Origin of the sequence: Citreicella sp. C3M06 (assembly GCF_018860705.1) — a bacterium.
GTDB lineage: Bacteria > Pseudomonadota > Alphaproteobacteria > Rhodobacterales > Rhodobacteraceae > Salipiger.
Genome location: NZ_JAHKQA010000038.1, coordinates 134,449 through 149,103, shown reverse-complemented (window position 1 = coordinate 149,103; position 14,655 = coordinate 134,449). Strand labels below are relative to the sequence as shown.

18 protein-coding genes are annotated in these 14,655 nt (G+C 62.8%); 13 read left to right on the top strand and 5 right to left on the bottom strand.

The features are described from left to right. Nucleotides 1-25 precede the first annotated feature (25 nt). A complete protein-coding gene (locus tag KO516_RS07725; RefSeq protein ID WP_216003205.1) occupies nt 26-1,390 on the bottom strand; it encodes a FliI/YscN family ATPase in 1,365 nt (454 codons plus the stop codon). A gap of 86 nt (nt 1,391-1,476) precedes the next feature. Between KO516_RS07725 and KO516_RS07720 the strand changes: the two genes are divergently transcribed. The 13 genes from KO516_RS07720 to KO516_RS07660 all read left to right on the top strand — a co-directional run bounded on the left by KO516_RS07720 (nt 1,477) and on the right by KO516_RS07660 (nt 10,147). Further along, nucleotides 1,477-1,854, top strand: coding sequence for a FlgB family protein (locus KO516_RS07720; RefSeq protein WP_216003204.1), 378 nt, complete (start codon nt 1,477-1,479; stop codon nt 1,852-1,854). 15 nt (nt 1,855-1,869) lie between these two features. Beyond that, a complete protein-coding gene (gene flgC, locus KO516_RS07715) occupies nt 1,870-2,259 on the top strand; it encodes a flagellar basal body rod protein FlgC (protein ID WP_216003203.1) in 390 nt (129 codons plus the stop codon). A 33-nt stretch (nt 2,260-2,292) separates the two neighbouring features. After that, nucleotides 2,293-2,583: a flagellar hook-basal body complex protein FliE gene (gene fliE, locus KO516_RS07710; protein WP_216003202.1), complete on the top strand. Its 291-nt coding sequence runs from the start codon at nt 2,293-2,295 to the stop codon at nt 2,581-2,583. 3 nt (nt 2,584-2,586) lie between these two features. Next, on the top strand, nt 2,587-2,856 hold the full coding sequence (locus tag KO516_RS07705) for a flagellar biosynthetic protein FliQ (protein WP_216003201.1): 270 nt from the start codon (nt 2,587-2,589) through the stop codon (nt 2,854-2,856). Between the two features lies 1 nt (nt 2,857). After that, nucleotides 2,858-3,574 carry a flagellar hook-basal body complex protein gene (locus KO516_RS07700; RefSeq protein WP_216003200.1) on the top strand — a complete coding sequence of 239 codons (717 nt, stop codon included), beginning with the start codon at nt 2,858-2,860 and terminating at the stop codon, nt 3,572-3,574. 12 nt (nt 3,575-3,586) lie between these two features. Continuing rightward, entirely contained in the window at nt 3,587-4,372 is a 786-nt protein-coding gene (flgG, locus tag KO516_RS07695) for a flagellar basal-body rod protein FlgG (RefSeq protein WP_216003199.1), read from the top strand. Continuing rightward, nucleotides 4,372-4,788, top strand: coding sequence for a flagellar basal body P-ring formation chaperone FlgA (flgA, locus tag KO516_RS07690; protein ID WP_216003198.1), 417 nt, complete (start codon nt 4,372-4,374; stop codon nt 4,786-4,788). The genes flgG and flgA overlap by 1 nt, the downstream gene beginning before the upstream one ends. A gap of 2 nt (nt 4,789-4,790) precedes the next feature. Further along, nucleotides 4,791-5,519, top strand: coding sequence for a flagellar basal body L-ring protein FlgH (flgH, locus tag KO516_RS07685; RefSeq protein WP_216003197.1), 729 nt, complete (start codon nt 4,791-4,793; stop codon nt 5,517-5,519). Between the two features lie 10 nt (nt 5,520-5,529). After that, on the top strand, nt 5,530-6,039 hold the full coding sequence (locus KO516_RS07680; RefSeq protein ID WP_216003196.1) for a flagellar basal body-associated FliL family protein: 510 nt from the start codon (nt 5,530-5,532) through the stop codon (nt 6,037-6,039). A 385-nt stretch (nt 6,040-6,424) separates the two neighbouring features. After that, on the top strand, nt 6,425-7,321 hold the full coding sequence (locus tag KO516_RS07675) for an ABC transporter substrate-binding protein (RefSeq protein ID WP_216003195.1): 897 nt from the start codon (nt 6,425-6,427) through the stop codon (nt 7,319-7,321). Nucleotides 7,322-7,335: 14 nt separating this feature from the next. Then, complete coding sequence (locus KO516_RS07670; RefSeq protein ID WP_252737464.1) at nt 7,336-8,487, top strand: ABC transporter permease; 1,152 nt, start codon at nt 7,336-7,338, stop codon at nt 8,485-8,487. Further along, nucleotides 8,484-9,413: an ABC transporter ATP-binding protein gene (locus KO516_RS07665; RefSeq protein ID WP_216003193.1), complete on the top strand. Its 930-nt coding sequence runs from the start codon at nt 8,484-8,486 to the stop codon at nt 9,411-9,413. The genes KO516_RS07670 and KO516_RS07665 overlap by 4 nt, the downstream gene beginning before the upstream one ends. After that, nucleotides 9,410-10,147 carry an ABC transporter permease gene (locus KO516_RS07660; RefSeq protein ID WP_216003192.1) on the top strand — a complete coding sequence of 246 codons (738 nt, stop codon included), beginning with the start codon at nt 9,410-9,412 and terminating at the stop codon, nt 10,145-10,147. Before KO516_RS07665 ends, KO516_RS07660 begins: the two co-directional genes overlap by 4 nt. Nucleotides 10,148-10,219: 72 nt before the next feature. On the opposite strand, the gene KO516_RS07655 is transcribed toward KO516_RS07660, so the two are convergent. The 4 genes from KO516_RS07655 to flhA are packed head-to-tail and all read right to left on the bottom strand — an operon-like array spanning nt 10,220 to nt 14,588. Further along, nucleotides 10,220-10,615, bottom strand: coding sequence for a hypothetical protein (locus KO516_RS07655; RefSeq protein WP_371742042.1), 396 nt, complete (start codon nt 10,613-10,615; stop codon nt 10,220-10,222). Between the two features lie 26 nt (nt 10,616-10,641). After that, on the bottom strand, nt 10,642-11,736 hold the full coding sequence (locus KO516_RS07650) for a flagellar biosynthesis protein FlhB (RefSeq protein ID WP_216003190.1): 1,095 nt from the start codon (nt 11,734-11,736) through the stop codon (nt 10,642-10,644). Between the two features lie 6 nt (nt 11,737-11,742). Further along, nucleotides 11,743-12,510, bottom strand: a complete 768-nt coding sequence (locus tag KO516_RS07645) for a flagellar biosynthetic protein FliR (protein ID WP_216003189.1) — start codon at nt 12,508-12,510, stop codon at nt 11,743-11,745. Continuing rightward, nucleotides 12,507-14,588 (bottom strand): flagellar biosynthesis protein FlhA, encoded by a 2,082-nt coding sequence (gene flhA / locus KO516_RS07640; protein ID WP_216003188.1) that lies wholly within the window; start codon nt 14,586-14,588, stop codon nt 12,507-12,509. Before flhA ends, KO516_RS07645 begins: the two co-directional genes overlap by 4 nt. Nucleotides 14,589-14,655 lie beyond the last annotated feature (67 nt).

Genomic DNA, 14,655 nt, shown 5'->3' with positions numbered 1-14,655 from the left:
GTAACAGCACGCGCTGAACCGCCCATCATCGCATCCCGGCCATCCTGTTGCGCGTCTGCGGAGGCATCTTCGCACCCGATCGCCGCAGGATCAGGCGCAGACGATTGAAGGCCGCAGTGGTGCCATGCGGCGATGCCTCGCCGATCAGAGCGTCAAGCTCAGGCCATGCACGGATGGCCTGGTCGAGCACCGGATCCTCGCCTTCGCGATACAGCCCGGCGCGGATCATGGTTTCCGACCGCGCATAGGCCCCAAGCAGCTGCCGCGCCTGCAGAATGGCGCTGTTTTCCTCGTCTGTCGCGGCCTCGGGCAGGCTGCGCGACACCGAGCGCAGCACGTCGATCGCCGGAAAGCGGCCACGCTCGGCGATGTCACGGCTCAGCACCACGTGACCGTCAAGCACACCGCGCAAAATGTCGGCGACAGGTTCGTCCATGTCGGACCCTGCGACCAGCACGCTGAACACCGCAGTAATGTCGCCAGAGCCCGGCAGCCCCGGCCCGGCGCGTTCCGCAAGCCGCATGATCTGGTGCGCGGTCGAGGGTGGAAAGCCCCGAAGCGCGGGCATTTCCCCAGCAGCAACGGCGACTTCGCGGTGCGCTTCGGCAAAGCGGGTGATCGAATCCGCAAGGTACAGAACATGCAGCCCCTGATCCCGGAAATGCTCGGCTATGGTCATCGCCGCAAGCGGACACCGCCGCCGTTCCAGCGGCGAGCGATCCGAGGTGGCCGCAACCACAACGCTGCGCGCCATCCCTTCGGGGCCAAGCACAGAATGCACGAAATCATGCACCTCCCTGCCCCGTTCGCCCACCAGCGCCAACACAACCACATCGGCGGTCATGCCCCGCGCAAGCGCGGCAAGAAGGCGCGACTTGCCAACGCCGGACCCCGCGAACAGGCCCATCCGCTGCCCGCGCACGATTGGCAAAAGCGTGTCGAACGCCGCCTGCCCGGTCTGCAGGCGTGCGCCCAGCCCACGGCGCTGCGCAGCCGGGGGCGGGCTGGCGCGAAATGGTCGCCGAACCGCACCGGGACTGAGCGGCATTTCGTCGAGCGGCACACCGTATGGGTCGATGACCCGCCCGATCCATCCATCCGAAGGCGCCAGCGTCGGCGCCCCCAGAACGGCGACCCGATCCCCCTGAGAGACCCCGTCGGCGCCCTCATCCGGCAGCATGGCAACCAGATCGTCGCGAATCCTCAGAATCTCTCCATCCAGCGTGTCAGCGCCGCGATACAGCCGAAGCCGGTCACCGATGCAGGCCGTATGCGCAAGCCCGCGCACCCAGATTACCGTTCCATCAACTGACCTTACCCGCCCCACCGCGCGAATCGACTGGATCTGCGCGATGCGCGACCTCAGCCCTGAAATCTCTGCGTCGTCCATTCGCTCGCATCCTTATTTTCTCTCAAACCATTTCTAAAGGAATCAGCGTTAAGCCTTGGTTGAAGCAAATCGAGGGAGAAGCCCCGATGTTCCAGAATCTGGACGTTTTCAGAACGGCAATGGCCTTGGCGCAGCATAGTGGCAAACAGCAGGCGATCAGTTCGCAGAATATCGCGAACGCCGATACCCCCGGGTATCGGGCGCTTGAGATGCCTGATTTCGACAAGACCGTGCGCGACGAAATGTCGTCGCAGCGCGCGACCCGCGACAGCCATATCAATGGCAGTCGCGACGGTGACATGCCCGAAGCGCAAGAGCGGCGCGATATCATCGACCCCAATGGCAACACTGTCTCGGTCGAGACTGAAATGGTCACCGCCGTCGATGCCGCTCGCGCGCATAACCGGGCGCTGTCGATCTACCGCTCGAACCTCAACATTCTGCGCGCCAGCCTTGGCCGATAACCGAAGGAGCCCGATATGAGCGACTTTTCCGATGCCCTGTCCGTATCCTCCAGCGGCTTGCGCGCCCAGGCGACGCGGCTGCGGGTTCTGTCCGAGAATATCGCAAACGTGGACACGCCCGGCTACCACCGCAAGACCATCCCGTTCGAGCTGCAAGGCAGCAAGGACAGCGTGCAACAGGTCGAAACCGGCAAGGTTGATCTCGACCAAAGCGATCTCGAACAAATCTACGACCCGCAGAACCCGCTGGCCGATGCGAGCGGCTTTTACAACGGATCGAACGTCGACCTGATCATCGAACTCGCCGACGCCCGCGAGGCCCAGCAAAGCTACGAGGCCAATCTCAAGATGTTCGAACAGACGCGCGAGATGTCCTCGAACCTGATGGACCTGCTGCGCCGATAACCCCCTTCCCCATAACCCGAATTGGAGACCAGAATGGACGTCCGATCGCTATTTGCCACGCAGAAATACGCGGCCCAACGACCCGCCACCGAACCGCAGCCCGGAACCGGGGGCGTACAGGAAAAATTCACCGAGGCGGCGCAGGATTTCGCCACAACCCTCAAGGATGCCGAAGTCACCGCCGAGACTGCGATGGTGGGCGACGCCGACCCCCATGCGCTGGTCAACGCCCTTGCGCAATCCGAACTGGCGGTCGAGACGGTAGTTGCCGTGCGCAACAAGTTCGTCGAGGCCTATCAGGAAATCCTGCGGATGCCGGTCTGAGCCATGCTGACCGAAGCCATCTTCTACGACACGCTGCGCCAGGGATTGTGGATAGCCACGATCACCTCGGTGCCGATCCTGACCGCGGCGCTTTTCGCCGGCGTCTCGGTCGGGCTGTTCCAGGCGCTGACCTCAATCCAAGAGATGACGCTGACCTTCGTTCCGAAGCTGCTCGCCATCCTCCTCGTGTTCTGGATGTCGATGAGCTTCATGACCAACACGCTCGTCAGCTATTTCCAGGATCGCATCCTGCCCATGATCACAGGAGGCTGAGATGGGTCTTTCCGATTACACCACGCTCTCTCGCCAGCGCGGCCTGACGCGCGAGATGCAGATGATCGCCAACAACATCGCCAACGCCGCGACCACCGGCTACCGGCAGCAAGGGGTGATCTTTTCCGAATACGTGCAGCGCAGCGATGCGCCCGGCGGATCGGTGTCGATGAGCGAGAGCGAGGTCAAGAACACCTCCTTCGCGCAGGGAACGCTGACCCGCACCGGCGGGCAGTACGATTTCGCCATCGAAGGCGACGGATTCTTCCTGATCCAGACCCCGGGCGGCGAGCGTCTGACCCGCGCCGGTTCCTTCATCGTCAGCGCCGCCGGCGACATGGTGACCCCCGACGGCCATACCGTGCTTGATGCCGGCGGCGCCCCTGTTTTTGTGCCTCCCGATGCCTCCGATCTTGCGGTCGGGCAGGACGGCACGCTCAGCAGCAACGGCGCGCCGCTTGGCCAGCTTGGCGTTGTGCAACCGCTCAATGCCGGTGCCATGGCCCGCGAAGGCGGCGTGCTGTTTCGCGCCGACGACGGCTACGAGCCGGTGGACAGCCCCCGCGTGATGCAGGGGTTCGTCGAGAATTCCAACGTCGAGCCGATCCTTCAGGTCGCCCGGATGATCGAAGTCCAGCGGGCCTACGAGATGGGGCAGAATTTCCTCCAGCGCGAGGATGAACGGGTACGGGCCGCCATCAAGGCCTTTGTGAAGTAAGGAGACCGGAACATGCGCGCACTCAAGATCGCCGCAACGGGCATGAGCGCCCAGCAGATGCGGGTCGAGGTCATCTCTCAGAACCTCTCGAACATGAGCACGACGGGTTACAATGCCCGCCGGGCAGAATTCGCCGACCTGCATTACCAGCAGGAGCAAAGAGCCGGCACGATCAATGCAGCCGATGGCACGATGCTGCCGACCGGCGTACAGCTTGGCCTCGGCGTCCGCCCGTCGTCGGTGACCATGAAGATGGCGCAGGGCGCATTGTCGAACACCGGCGGCGATCTCGACATCGCCATCGAAGGGCGTGGCTATTTCGAGGTCACGCTGCCCTCCGGCGAAGCTGGCTTTACCCGCGACGGCGCGCTCAAGCGCGACGCTGACGGCATGATCGTGACCAACGATGGCATGGCGGTGTCGCCCGAGATCACCATTCCCGAGGACGCGACCAGCATCTCGATCAACGCTGATGGCGAGGTTTACGCCTATTTCGACAACACCGCGGCGGCGCAGATGCTTGGCCAGCTGACCCTGACCGGCTTCACCAACCCCAAGGGGCTCGAAGCCATTGGCGGCAACCTGTTCACCGAAACCGAGGCTTCCGGTCCGCCGATCCAGACCACGGCCGGGCAAGAGGGCCTCGGCTTCTTCCGTCAGGGCTATCTCGAGGACAGTTCGGTCGATCCGGTCTACGAAATCACCGAGCTGATCGAAGCCCAGCGTGGCTACGAGCTCAATTCCAAGGTCATCTCTGCCGCCGACCAGATGATGGGCGCAACCGTCCAGGTCCGCTGATGCGCTTTCTTGTCCCCCTGCTGTGTCTCGCCAGCGCGGCTGGTGCCGACACGGTTGTCGCCTCGCGGACCATCCGGGCGTTCGAGCTCATCACCGCTGACGCCGTCGGCATCGATCCCGCCAATGTGCCGGGCGCCTACACGGATCTTCGGTCGGTGATCGGGCAGGAGGCGCGGGTCGCGCTTTATCCGGGTCGCGCCGTGATGGAAGGCTCCATCGGTGTGCCCGCCCTGATCGACCGCAACCAGATCGTCGAACTCATCTTCACGCGAGGAGGGCTGCGCATCGCCACCGAAGGGCGCGCTCTCGATCGCGCCGCCGCAGGCGAGCGTGTGCGCGTCATGAACCTCTCGTCCCGAACAACCCTGTTCGGCACCGTGACCGAAAACGGTCAGGTGACCGTCTCTCAGGAGTGACCATGCTGCCTCGAACCCTGCTTCTTCTTTGCCTCGTTCCCATTGCCGCCTGTGCCCGTATGGACCATCTTGGCAAAGCCCCCAGCTTCACCCCGCAAGCGGAAAGCGCCGAGCGCGTGGCGATGGCCTATACCGGCCTTCCGACCATCTCCAATCCCGCGCGACCGTCGGACAATGCCTCGTTGTGGAGCCGCGAGAAAAGCTCGCTCCTTGGCGATCGCCGCGCGATGAAAGCCGGGGATATCATGACCGTGGTGATCGACTTCGACGAATCCGCTGCGATTTCGAACAACACATCGCGCTCGCGGTCGAGCTCTGAAAGCCTCGGGATTCCTCAGTTGTTCGGCCTTCCGCAAGAGCAGGACCTGACCCTGCCGGAGGGCGCGAGTCTCGCGAATGCGGTCGATATCAGCGGCAGCGGCTCGTCGAACGGGACCGGCAGCGTCAATCGCAGCGAACAGCTGACGCTGCGTGTCGCCGCAACCATCACCGAGGTGATGCCGAACGGTGTTCTTGCCATTCAAGGTGCGCAGGAAATTCGCGTGAACTTCGAGATGCGCGAGCTTCTGGTATCTGGATTCGTTCGCCCCGACGACATCACCCGCAAGAACGAGATCACCTACGACAAGATCGCATCGGCGAAAATTTCCTACGGCGGGCGCGGCCAGATCACCGACGTACAACAGCCGCGCCTCGGTCAGCAGGTGCTCGACATGGTCCTGCCCTTCTGAGGATAGCCTGATGATCAAGAAACTGCTTCCTGTCCTGCTCGCCCTGATCGGCACAGGCGCCGGTATCGGTGCCGGACTCTTCCTCGCTCCGAAAGCCCCGGCGAATGCCGCAGCCGGGGAACATGCCCCGGCAGACGAACACGCTGCGGGCGAGCACAACGCAGAGGCTGCACATGACGAACATGACGAAACCCTCAGTTCGACTTATGTGAAGTTGAACAATCAATTCGTCATTCCGATCGTCTCGAGCGACCGGGTGAAGTCGCTGGTCGTTCTGTCGCTCAGTCTGGAAATTCAGGGACCCGGGCAGGAAGCGATCTACAATCAGGAACCAAAGCTTCGGGACGTATTCCTGCGCGTCCTGTTCGACCATGCCAACATCGGCGGCTTCGAAGGCAATTTCACCGAGAGCCGGCGCATGGATATCCTTCGCCGGTCGCTTCACGAGGCCGCGCGCAATGTGCTTGGATCAATCGTCAGCGATGTCCTCATCACCGAGATCGCCCGGCAGGATATCTGACGTCCCACGGATCAAAGCGATCCGGATGGGGCAATGTCGTGCATATCGACGAGACTCGACAAGCTGGAAGTGCTGGTGACAGGGCGAGTGCGAAGGCAACACCTGTGGCGCGCATCAGAAGTGTGCGCATGGCGTACAGGACTGTTGCCTTCACCCGACAGCATGACGATCTCACCCGACAGCTCGAAATGACCTTCCCGGCCCAAACGCCGCGAGAGCCGTAAAACCTTGGGATGATGTCTCAATCCGAACCAATGCGACAGGAGGCAAGCTCGCGGCTAAATTAGAAGCCGAATCGAACGTCGCCAAAGCTTTCCGCCGACGCTTGGCGGGCTATCTCTTATCTGCAAATTCGAGCCTACGATCCGACAGGAGCACAGATTTCATGAAATCCCAAGCCATTGCTGCCGCCATCGCCTTGATTGCCGGTTCCGCCCATGCCGATATCACCGTTTCATCGAAGATCGACACCGAAGGCGGTCTTCTGGGCAACATCATCGCCCTGACGCTCGAACACGCCGGCCTGCCGGTCGAACGACGTCTGCAGCTGGGCGGTACGCAGGTCGTACGCGAAGCCATCCTCGCCGGACAGATCGACATCTATCCCGAGTATACCGGCAACGCTGCCTTCTTCTTCAACGAAGCCGACAGCGACATCTGGAAGGATGCTGCCGCCGCACACGAGAGGGCAGCCGAGCTGGACGCGAAGAACGACATCACCTGGCTCGCTTCAGCGCCCGCCAACAACACCTGGGCGATCGCCGTCACTGGCCCCGTCGCCGAGGAAAACGGGCTGTCGACTATGTCCGATTTTGGCGCGTGGATCGCCGGGGGCGGCGACGTCAAGCTGGCCGCCTCGACCGAATTCGTCTCGTCCCCGGCGGTGCTGCCCGCGATGGAGCAGACCTACGGATTCAGCCTCACGCAGGATCAGACGGTAATCCTGTCGGGCGGCGATACCGCCGCGACGATCCAAGCGGCGGCGCGGGGCACCTCCGGAGTCAACGCGGCGATGGTCTATGGCACCGACGGCGGGGTCGGAGCGACCGGGCTCAAGGTCATGGCGGACGACAAGGGCGTGCAGCCGGTCTATGAACCGGCGCCCATCGTCCGGAATGACGTGCTCGAGGAATACCCGTCTATCCCGGATGTGCTCAATCCGATCTTCGAGGCGCTCGACATGGAGACCCTGCAGGAGCTCAATGGCCGTATCCAGGTCGGCGGCGAGCCTGCCGAGGCGGTGGCGCGCGACTATCTGGTCTCTGCCGGGGTTCTGGACTGATCGCAAGGATGCAGATGGCGCGCCTGTCCGCGCCGGGGCTGGCCTTTGCCGTGGCGGGGCTGGCGCTTCTGACGGCCCCGTTCATGACCTTGGCGGCCAACCGCATTGTCGCCGGTGACGACATCGCGGCATGGGCCGTGGCGCCACTGCCGGAGACCTTGCCGGGGTTGATCTGCATCGTTTTGGGGCTGGCGATGGGCCTTTCCGCTGCGCTGCCATGGCTGCGCCTTGGCGGGGCGGCTATCGGGCTTGCTGGCGCAGCCTTGCTGCTGGCCGTCGGAGCGCCCGCACTTCTGGCCGAGGCCGGGCCTTACGCGCGTGTCTCTCCGGCGGCGGGATTCTGGGGGCTGCTGGCGGTGTTCCTGCTGCTTCTCGCCGACGCGTTGGCGCAGTTGGCACCGGGGCCGCGCGCCCGCGCCGCACTGCTAGCGGCGGGATTGGCATTGCTGGGGGCCCTGCTCTGGTCAGGTGCCCTGTCTGACCTGTCGGTGGCGCAAGAGTTCTTTGGCCGCGCGGCGGCGTTCTGGCGCGCGACCCTGCGCCATCTCGCTCTGGCCTTCGGTTCGCTCGGTGCGGCAGCGCTGATCGGCTTTCCGCTTGGTCTGTTGTGTCACCGCAAGGCAGCTCTGCGCGCCGGGCTTCTGCCAGTGCTGAGCTTCCTGCAGACCATCCCGTCGCTGGCGATGTTCGGCCTGATGATCCCGCTGCTGTCATGGATCGCCGCCAGCCTGCCGGCGGCGCGGGCGATCGGCCTGTCGGGCATCGGCTTTGCCCCGGCCTTCATCGCGCTGGTGTTGTACTCGCTGCTCCCAGTCGTGGGAAACACCGTCGCGGGGCTTCAATCCGTGCCAGCTGCAGCGCGCGAGGCGGCGCGCGGCATGGGCATGACCTCTTGGCAAAGGCTGGTACGGGTGGAATTGCCGCTCGGGCTGCCGATCCTGCTGGCCGGGCTGCGCATCGTACTGGTGCAGAACATCGGTCTTGCCGTGATCGCCGGGCTGATCGGCGGCGGCGGCTACGGCAGTTTCGTCTTTCAGGGGCTGAACCAGACGGCGACCGACCTCATCCTACTCGGTGCGCTGCCAACTGTGCTGCTGGCCATGGTCGCGGCCATCGTGATGGACATCCTCGTCGAGCTCGCAGCCAGAAGAAGGAGCGCGGCATGATCGAGATCGACCGCATCACCAAGGTCTGGGGGGATAGCGCAGCGGTGGACGGCGTGTCGATGACGGTACAAACCGGCTCGATCACCGCCATCGTCGGCACCTCCGGGTCCGGCAAGACAACCCTGCTGCGCATGATAAACCGGCTGATCGAGCCCACCTCGGGCGAGGTGCGCATCAACGGCACCAGCACCCGAAGCATCGCGCCGCACCTTTTGCGACGCCGGATCGGGTACGCGATCCAGGGTCACGGGCTGTTCCCGCATCACAGCGTGGCGCGCAACATCGGCGCGGTACCTGATCTGCTTGGCTGGCCAGCGGACAAGATCCACGCGCGGGTCGACGAGTTGCTCATGCTGTTCTCGATGGCACCAGAAGAGTTTCGCGACCGCTACCCTGCCGAATTATCGGGCGGTCAGGCACAGCGGGTTGGGGTCGCGCGGGCGCTGGCCTCGCGGCCCGATCTGCTGCTGATGGACGAACCCTTCGGAGCGCTCGATCCGATCATTCGCGCCCGTGCGCAGGACGATCTGAAACGCATCCAGACGGCGCTCGGCTCGACCATCCTTCTGGTCACCCACGACATGGACGAGGCCATCCGCCTTGCCGATCGTATCGCGGTGATGGATGCGGGAAAGCTGGTGCAATACGCCGCGCCTGCCGAGATCGTTGCCCACCCCGCAACGGGCTTTGTCGCCGAAATGGTGGGCGAGGCCGACCGCCCGCTGCGTCTTCTGTCGCTGATCCCCGCCGCCGAGATCGCCTCGCCGGGTGAGGTGCCCGGCGAAGCGCTGCCCGAAGGCGCCAGCCTGCGCGACGCGCTGTCGGCATGCCTTGGCTCCGGGCGCGAGGCGGTTCCGGTCACCTCCCAGAACGGCCCGGCGCATGTGACGCTGGAGGCAATCCGCCGCCGGGGCGCGCTGACATGATCGGCGCCGCTGCAAGAGCAGTCTTTGCGGGGCTGCTGCTGACGTTTGTACTGGCGCCGGGTATCTTTGCGCCGCTGCTCGCGCCGCTGGCGCCGGAAACCGGTCCGGTGATCTATGAACGCGCCTCGCTTCTGTCGCTGTCGCTGAGCCATCTCGGTCTGGTGCTGGCCGCCTCTGTCGCAGCAACGGCGGTCGCCGTGACGCTCGCCATCCTCGTGACACGGCCCTTCGGTGCTGCCTTCCGGCCCTTGGCGCGCAGCGTTGCAAACCTCGGGCAAACCTTCCCGCCGGTGGCGGTGCTGGCACTCGCGGTGCCGATGATGGGCTTCGGTGCCGGGCCGACGCTGCTGGCGCTGTTCCTTTACGGGCTACTGCCGATCTTCGAGAACGCCATGACCGGTCTCACCGCTCTGCCACCCGCAACGCTCGAAGCCGCGCGGGGCATCGGCATGACTCCGCGCCAGCGCCTCCTGCGGGTCGAGCTGCCGCTAGCGCTGCCGGTGATCCTTGCCGGGGTGCGCCTGTCGGTGGTCATTGCGCTGGGAACCGCCACCATTGGCTCCACCGTCGCCGCGCGCACGTTGGGCGAAGTGATCATCGCCGGGCTTTTGACCAGCAACACCGCCTTCGTCGTACAGGGCGGTCTGGTCGTCGGGCTGTTCGCGGTGCTCCTGCACGACGCACTGATCCAACTCGAACGTCGGCTTTCCGGGCCACGTCGCGGAGAGGGATGAGATGGGCCCTCTGTCAAAGACAGCGCCGCGACCCAAAGCCGACGACAGAACCATTGCCACCCCTTCGATTAGTTAGATATCGCGGCCATAATTCACCATTCGAGACAGCTCCTCGAGCCGCATTTCCTCATGCGCGAATTTTGCGACCTTGCGTGCTTGCCGTTCCTTGCTCGAGACCTCTTTTGCCGCCTCGTCCCGCGAGAAAGCAAGACGTGCCGAGGCGATGCTATGCGCCTGCTTGGCGCGGGAGAGCGCGATCGCCCGGTTGATTTCTCCGCGGCGCTTCGCAAGCCAGCCTTGCCAGAGCGTATCCATCCCGAGCATGCGACGCGTATCAACAGACTCGTTTTCATCGAATGCCTGCTTGCGCAGGCCGTCGATCCTGTCCAGTTCGCCCTGATGCAATCGCTCTTCGTTGAGATCGCGGCGATAGGTCTCAAGCGCGCGCTCTCGCAAAAGAGCCGTCACGCGCAGCAGATCATCAATGTCAGAACTCATGCTTCAGGTCCTTTCTTGCGCCGCGCCTGTTTGCGCAGATCTTCGGCAAAACGGATGGCGGCAGCCACCGGGCGGAAATGCTCCGCAGCGATCTGCTCGCCGATCTTGGCTGTCGCATGCAACGCCCGAGCGGTTGGCGGATCGGAGTGGATCGGAACCTTCGCCCCTGCCGCAACCTCCCGGATGCGCAGGGCGATTTCATCCACGCCCTTGGCGACGCAAACCGGTGCTTCGCCCTTCATCCGGCTCCAGGTCAGGGCGACTGCATAATGGGTCGGGTTGACGATGATCACATCGGCCTTCGGCACATCCGCCATCATCTGGTTCATCGCGATTTCCTGCGCTCTGGCGCGTCGCTGCGCCTTGAACATCGGATCGCCTTCGGATTCCTTGTACTCGTCCCGCAATTCCTTTTGCGACATACGGTTGCGCCTCAGATGTTCGGCCCGTTGCCAGAGGTAATCAACAGATCCAAGCGCCACCGCGATCATCGCGGCTATGCCCAACATGTTGAGCATCAGCCGCGCCATCAGATCTGTCGCCTCACGCGGACTGGACTGGCCAATGCCAGAAATCTCGTCGAGGCGCGAAGACAGGAACATCCCGAGCACCACGGAATACAAAATCAGCTTTGCAAAGCTCTTGGTGAATTCGAACAAACCACGCCGCCCGAACTTGTTCTTGGCATTCTCGATCGGAGAAAGACGGTTGAATTTCAGCGCGAGCTTGGAAGGCGTGAACAAAAGGCTCTGGGTCGCGAGCAGGACGAGCAGCACGCTCAGCGCCGGAACCGACAGCCAGAGCAGCACCGGGGTCAGGACTGCCGACATCAACTCGCCCGTCGGTGCGGTTGCCATGTCGTTGAAAAACAGACCCGCGAGCCGATCAGGCTGTTCGATCATTGGCATGAGCGTTTCGGCGAACCGAACCAGACTGCTCGCCCCGACTGTCATTCCCGTGCCGAGCATTCCAAGATAGGCCGCAGCGGTCAGAATATCCGGCGAGCGTGGAATTTCGCCCTTCTTTCTGGCTTCGTCGAGCTTGCGCTGGGAGGCTTCGTGGGACTTTTCCCCGCCATCATCATCTGCCATGACACGTCACCGGAACGGGTTTGACAGGAAAAGATCGACCGTCGAGAGCCAGACCGACAGCATGACCGGAGACGTCAGGATCAAGAGCGCCATCGAACCAAGCGTGATCACCGGCGCACCAATAAAGGCCACCATCAGCTGCGGCATGGCCTTGTTGATGAACCCCAGCGTCAGATTGTAAAGTGCCGACAGGATGACAAACGGCGCCGCAAGCGTGAAGGCAAGCGCGAAACTGTCAGAGATCTGCTGCCTGCCCGCCTGCCCAATCACGCTTGGGCGTGGAAATTGCAGGGGCGGCAACAGGTCGTAGGACAGGATCACATATGCGGCGATCTTCACGTGAAACCCTGTGATCATCAAAAGCGCAAGCGCGGAAATGGTCAGAATATGCCCGATTGCCGGCATCGGATCGGCGCCAGCGTTTCCGAGCAGTTGGGCAAGTGATGTTGACTGCGCAGCGATGCTGCCCGCCGTCTGAAGAGCGTGCATGAGCAGGCGCAACCACAGGCCAAGGATCAGCCCAGAGATGCTTTCCGTCAGGATCACATAGAGCACGTTTCCATAACCCGGCTCGACAGTCGGGATCTTTTCAGCCGCAGCCGGCAGGACAATCGTCGCCAGAAGAAGGCTCAGAACCAGCTTAACCCTGACCGATACACTCTGCTCCCCCAGTCCCGGCAGCGTTGATATCATCGCCGCGACCCGCAGGAATACGATGAAACCAAGCCAGGCCCAGCCAGAGATCAGCCCGAGGACCTCGGCTGGCAGGGTCATGCCGCCACCACGCCGACAAGCGATGGACGCGCCTCGATCCCGATTTCCTCAAAGGAAAGGACAGGGTTGCTGATACCCTTTGCCGCAAGGATCGTCCGCAAGAAGCGTCTTCTGCGTGCGCTGGTGACAAGCGCCGGGAAAATGCCACGATTGCTCGCCTGATTGATTTCGGAGGCCACCCCCGTCGTAAGCGATTCAAACATATCCGGCGGCAGCGCAACATCGAGACCACCGCGGGTGCCCTCGACCTGATAGGTCGAGAACGTATCTTCCCATTCCGGCGCGAGTTGGATCAGCGGCAGCGTGCCATCCTTGCGACGCATCCCCGCCACAAGCTGGAAGCCGATGCGCTGACGCACATGTTCGCAGATGGCTTCAGGACTGCTGTGCTGCCCCCTCATCTCGGAAATTGCTTCGAGAATAAGGGTCATGTTTCGAATGCTCACCTGCTCCTCAAGCATCAGCCGCAGAACCTGAAGCAGAGTGTCGATCTGAACCTTGTCCGGGATCAGTTCGTCAAGCAGACGGCGGTTTGCCTCGGCTCTGACCGGGTTGGTCAGGGATACCATTTCGTCGAGCAGACGGCGCAGAGCCTTGAGCGTCAGCAACCGCCCGAAATTGCGCTTGATCACTTCCAAAAGATGGGTCGCAAGCACTTCCGTCGGGGTGACGATCGTGGCGCCAGTGATCGCCGCACGGTCCTGATCGTGCGGGCGTATCCATCGGGCGGGCGCGCCATACACCGGCTCTGTCACATCCCTGCCGGCGGGAAGGCGGGCGTGATCGTCGGGCATGAGCGCCAGAACAAGATCGGAATTCAGCTCGCCGCGCGCGATCTCGACCCCATGGATTCGGATCACATAGGTGCCCGCTTCCAGCGCCGGTGCGTCGGTCAGGCGGATCTCGGGGAGGATCAATCCGAAACCAGACGCGATGTGCCGCCGCATATTCTCGATGCGGATATCGAGACCCGTGCCCGGATCAAGCACCATGTTGACCAGATCCGGTGCAAATTCGACATGGATCTCATCGACGTCCAGCACGTCACCGATAGATTTTCGAGGAGCTTCCGCTGGCTCGTCGGGCTTGTCATCGACCACTTCATCGACCTGCTTCTTCGACTGGCTATAGCCGATCGTGCAAAGCACGCCTGCACCAAGAATGAACGGCACAAAGGGCAAACCCGGTACCAGCGCAAAAAGCGCCATCAGGATGCCCACCGTCCAAAGAGCGGCGGGGTGACGCGAAAGCTGCCGCGCAACAGCGACATCGGTCGCACCGGTTGCGCCACCACGGGCGAGCAGAAGGCCGGATGCAATCGAAATGATCACCGCGGGGATCTGCGAGACGAGACCATCGCCAACGGTCAGGATCGCATAGGTTTCGAAAGCGTCGCCAAAGCTCAGGCCGTGGACGAACACGCCCATGATCATACCCATCACGATGTTTAACAAGGTGATAAGCAGGCCCGCAACCGCGTCGCCCTTTACGAATTTAGACGCACCATCGAGCGAGCCGAAGAAGGTGGTTTCCTGCTGCTCCATCTCGCGGCGTCGCTTTGCTTCGGCATGGTCAATGGCACCGGCGGCCATATCGCTGTCGATCGCCAACTGCTTGCCCGGCATCCCGTCAAGCGCAAACCGAGCGCCAACCTCTGCCATTCGCGCGGCACCCTTGGTGATCACGGCGAAGTTCACGATCATCAGGACGCCGAACACGACAAGACCAAGGAAGACGCTGCCTCCCATCACGAAATTCGCGAACCCTTCGATCACGTTTCCCGCGGCAGAAGTCCCAGTATGGCCCTGCCCGATGATCAGTTTGGTAGAACTGACATTCAGCGAAAGCCGAAGCATCAGCGATGCAAGGAGGATGGTCGGGAAAGCCGAGAAATCGAGCGGCCGCTCAATGAACAGCGTCACCGTGAATATGAGAATTGCCAGCCCGAAGGAGGCAGCAAGGCCCACATCCAGAACCCAGGACGGAACTGGCAGGATCATCATCACGATCACCGCCATCAACGCCACTGCAAGCAGAACTGTAGGCTTGAAGACAGAGAACACCGACTTAGCAGGCATCAGAGCGCCCTCCTTGGCCGGAGAGCCCAATAGCAGGCAGAGAGCGTCTGAAGCGCCGTTTGACACT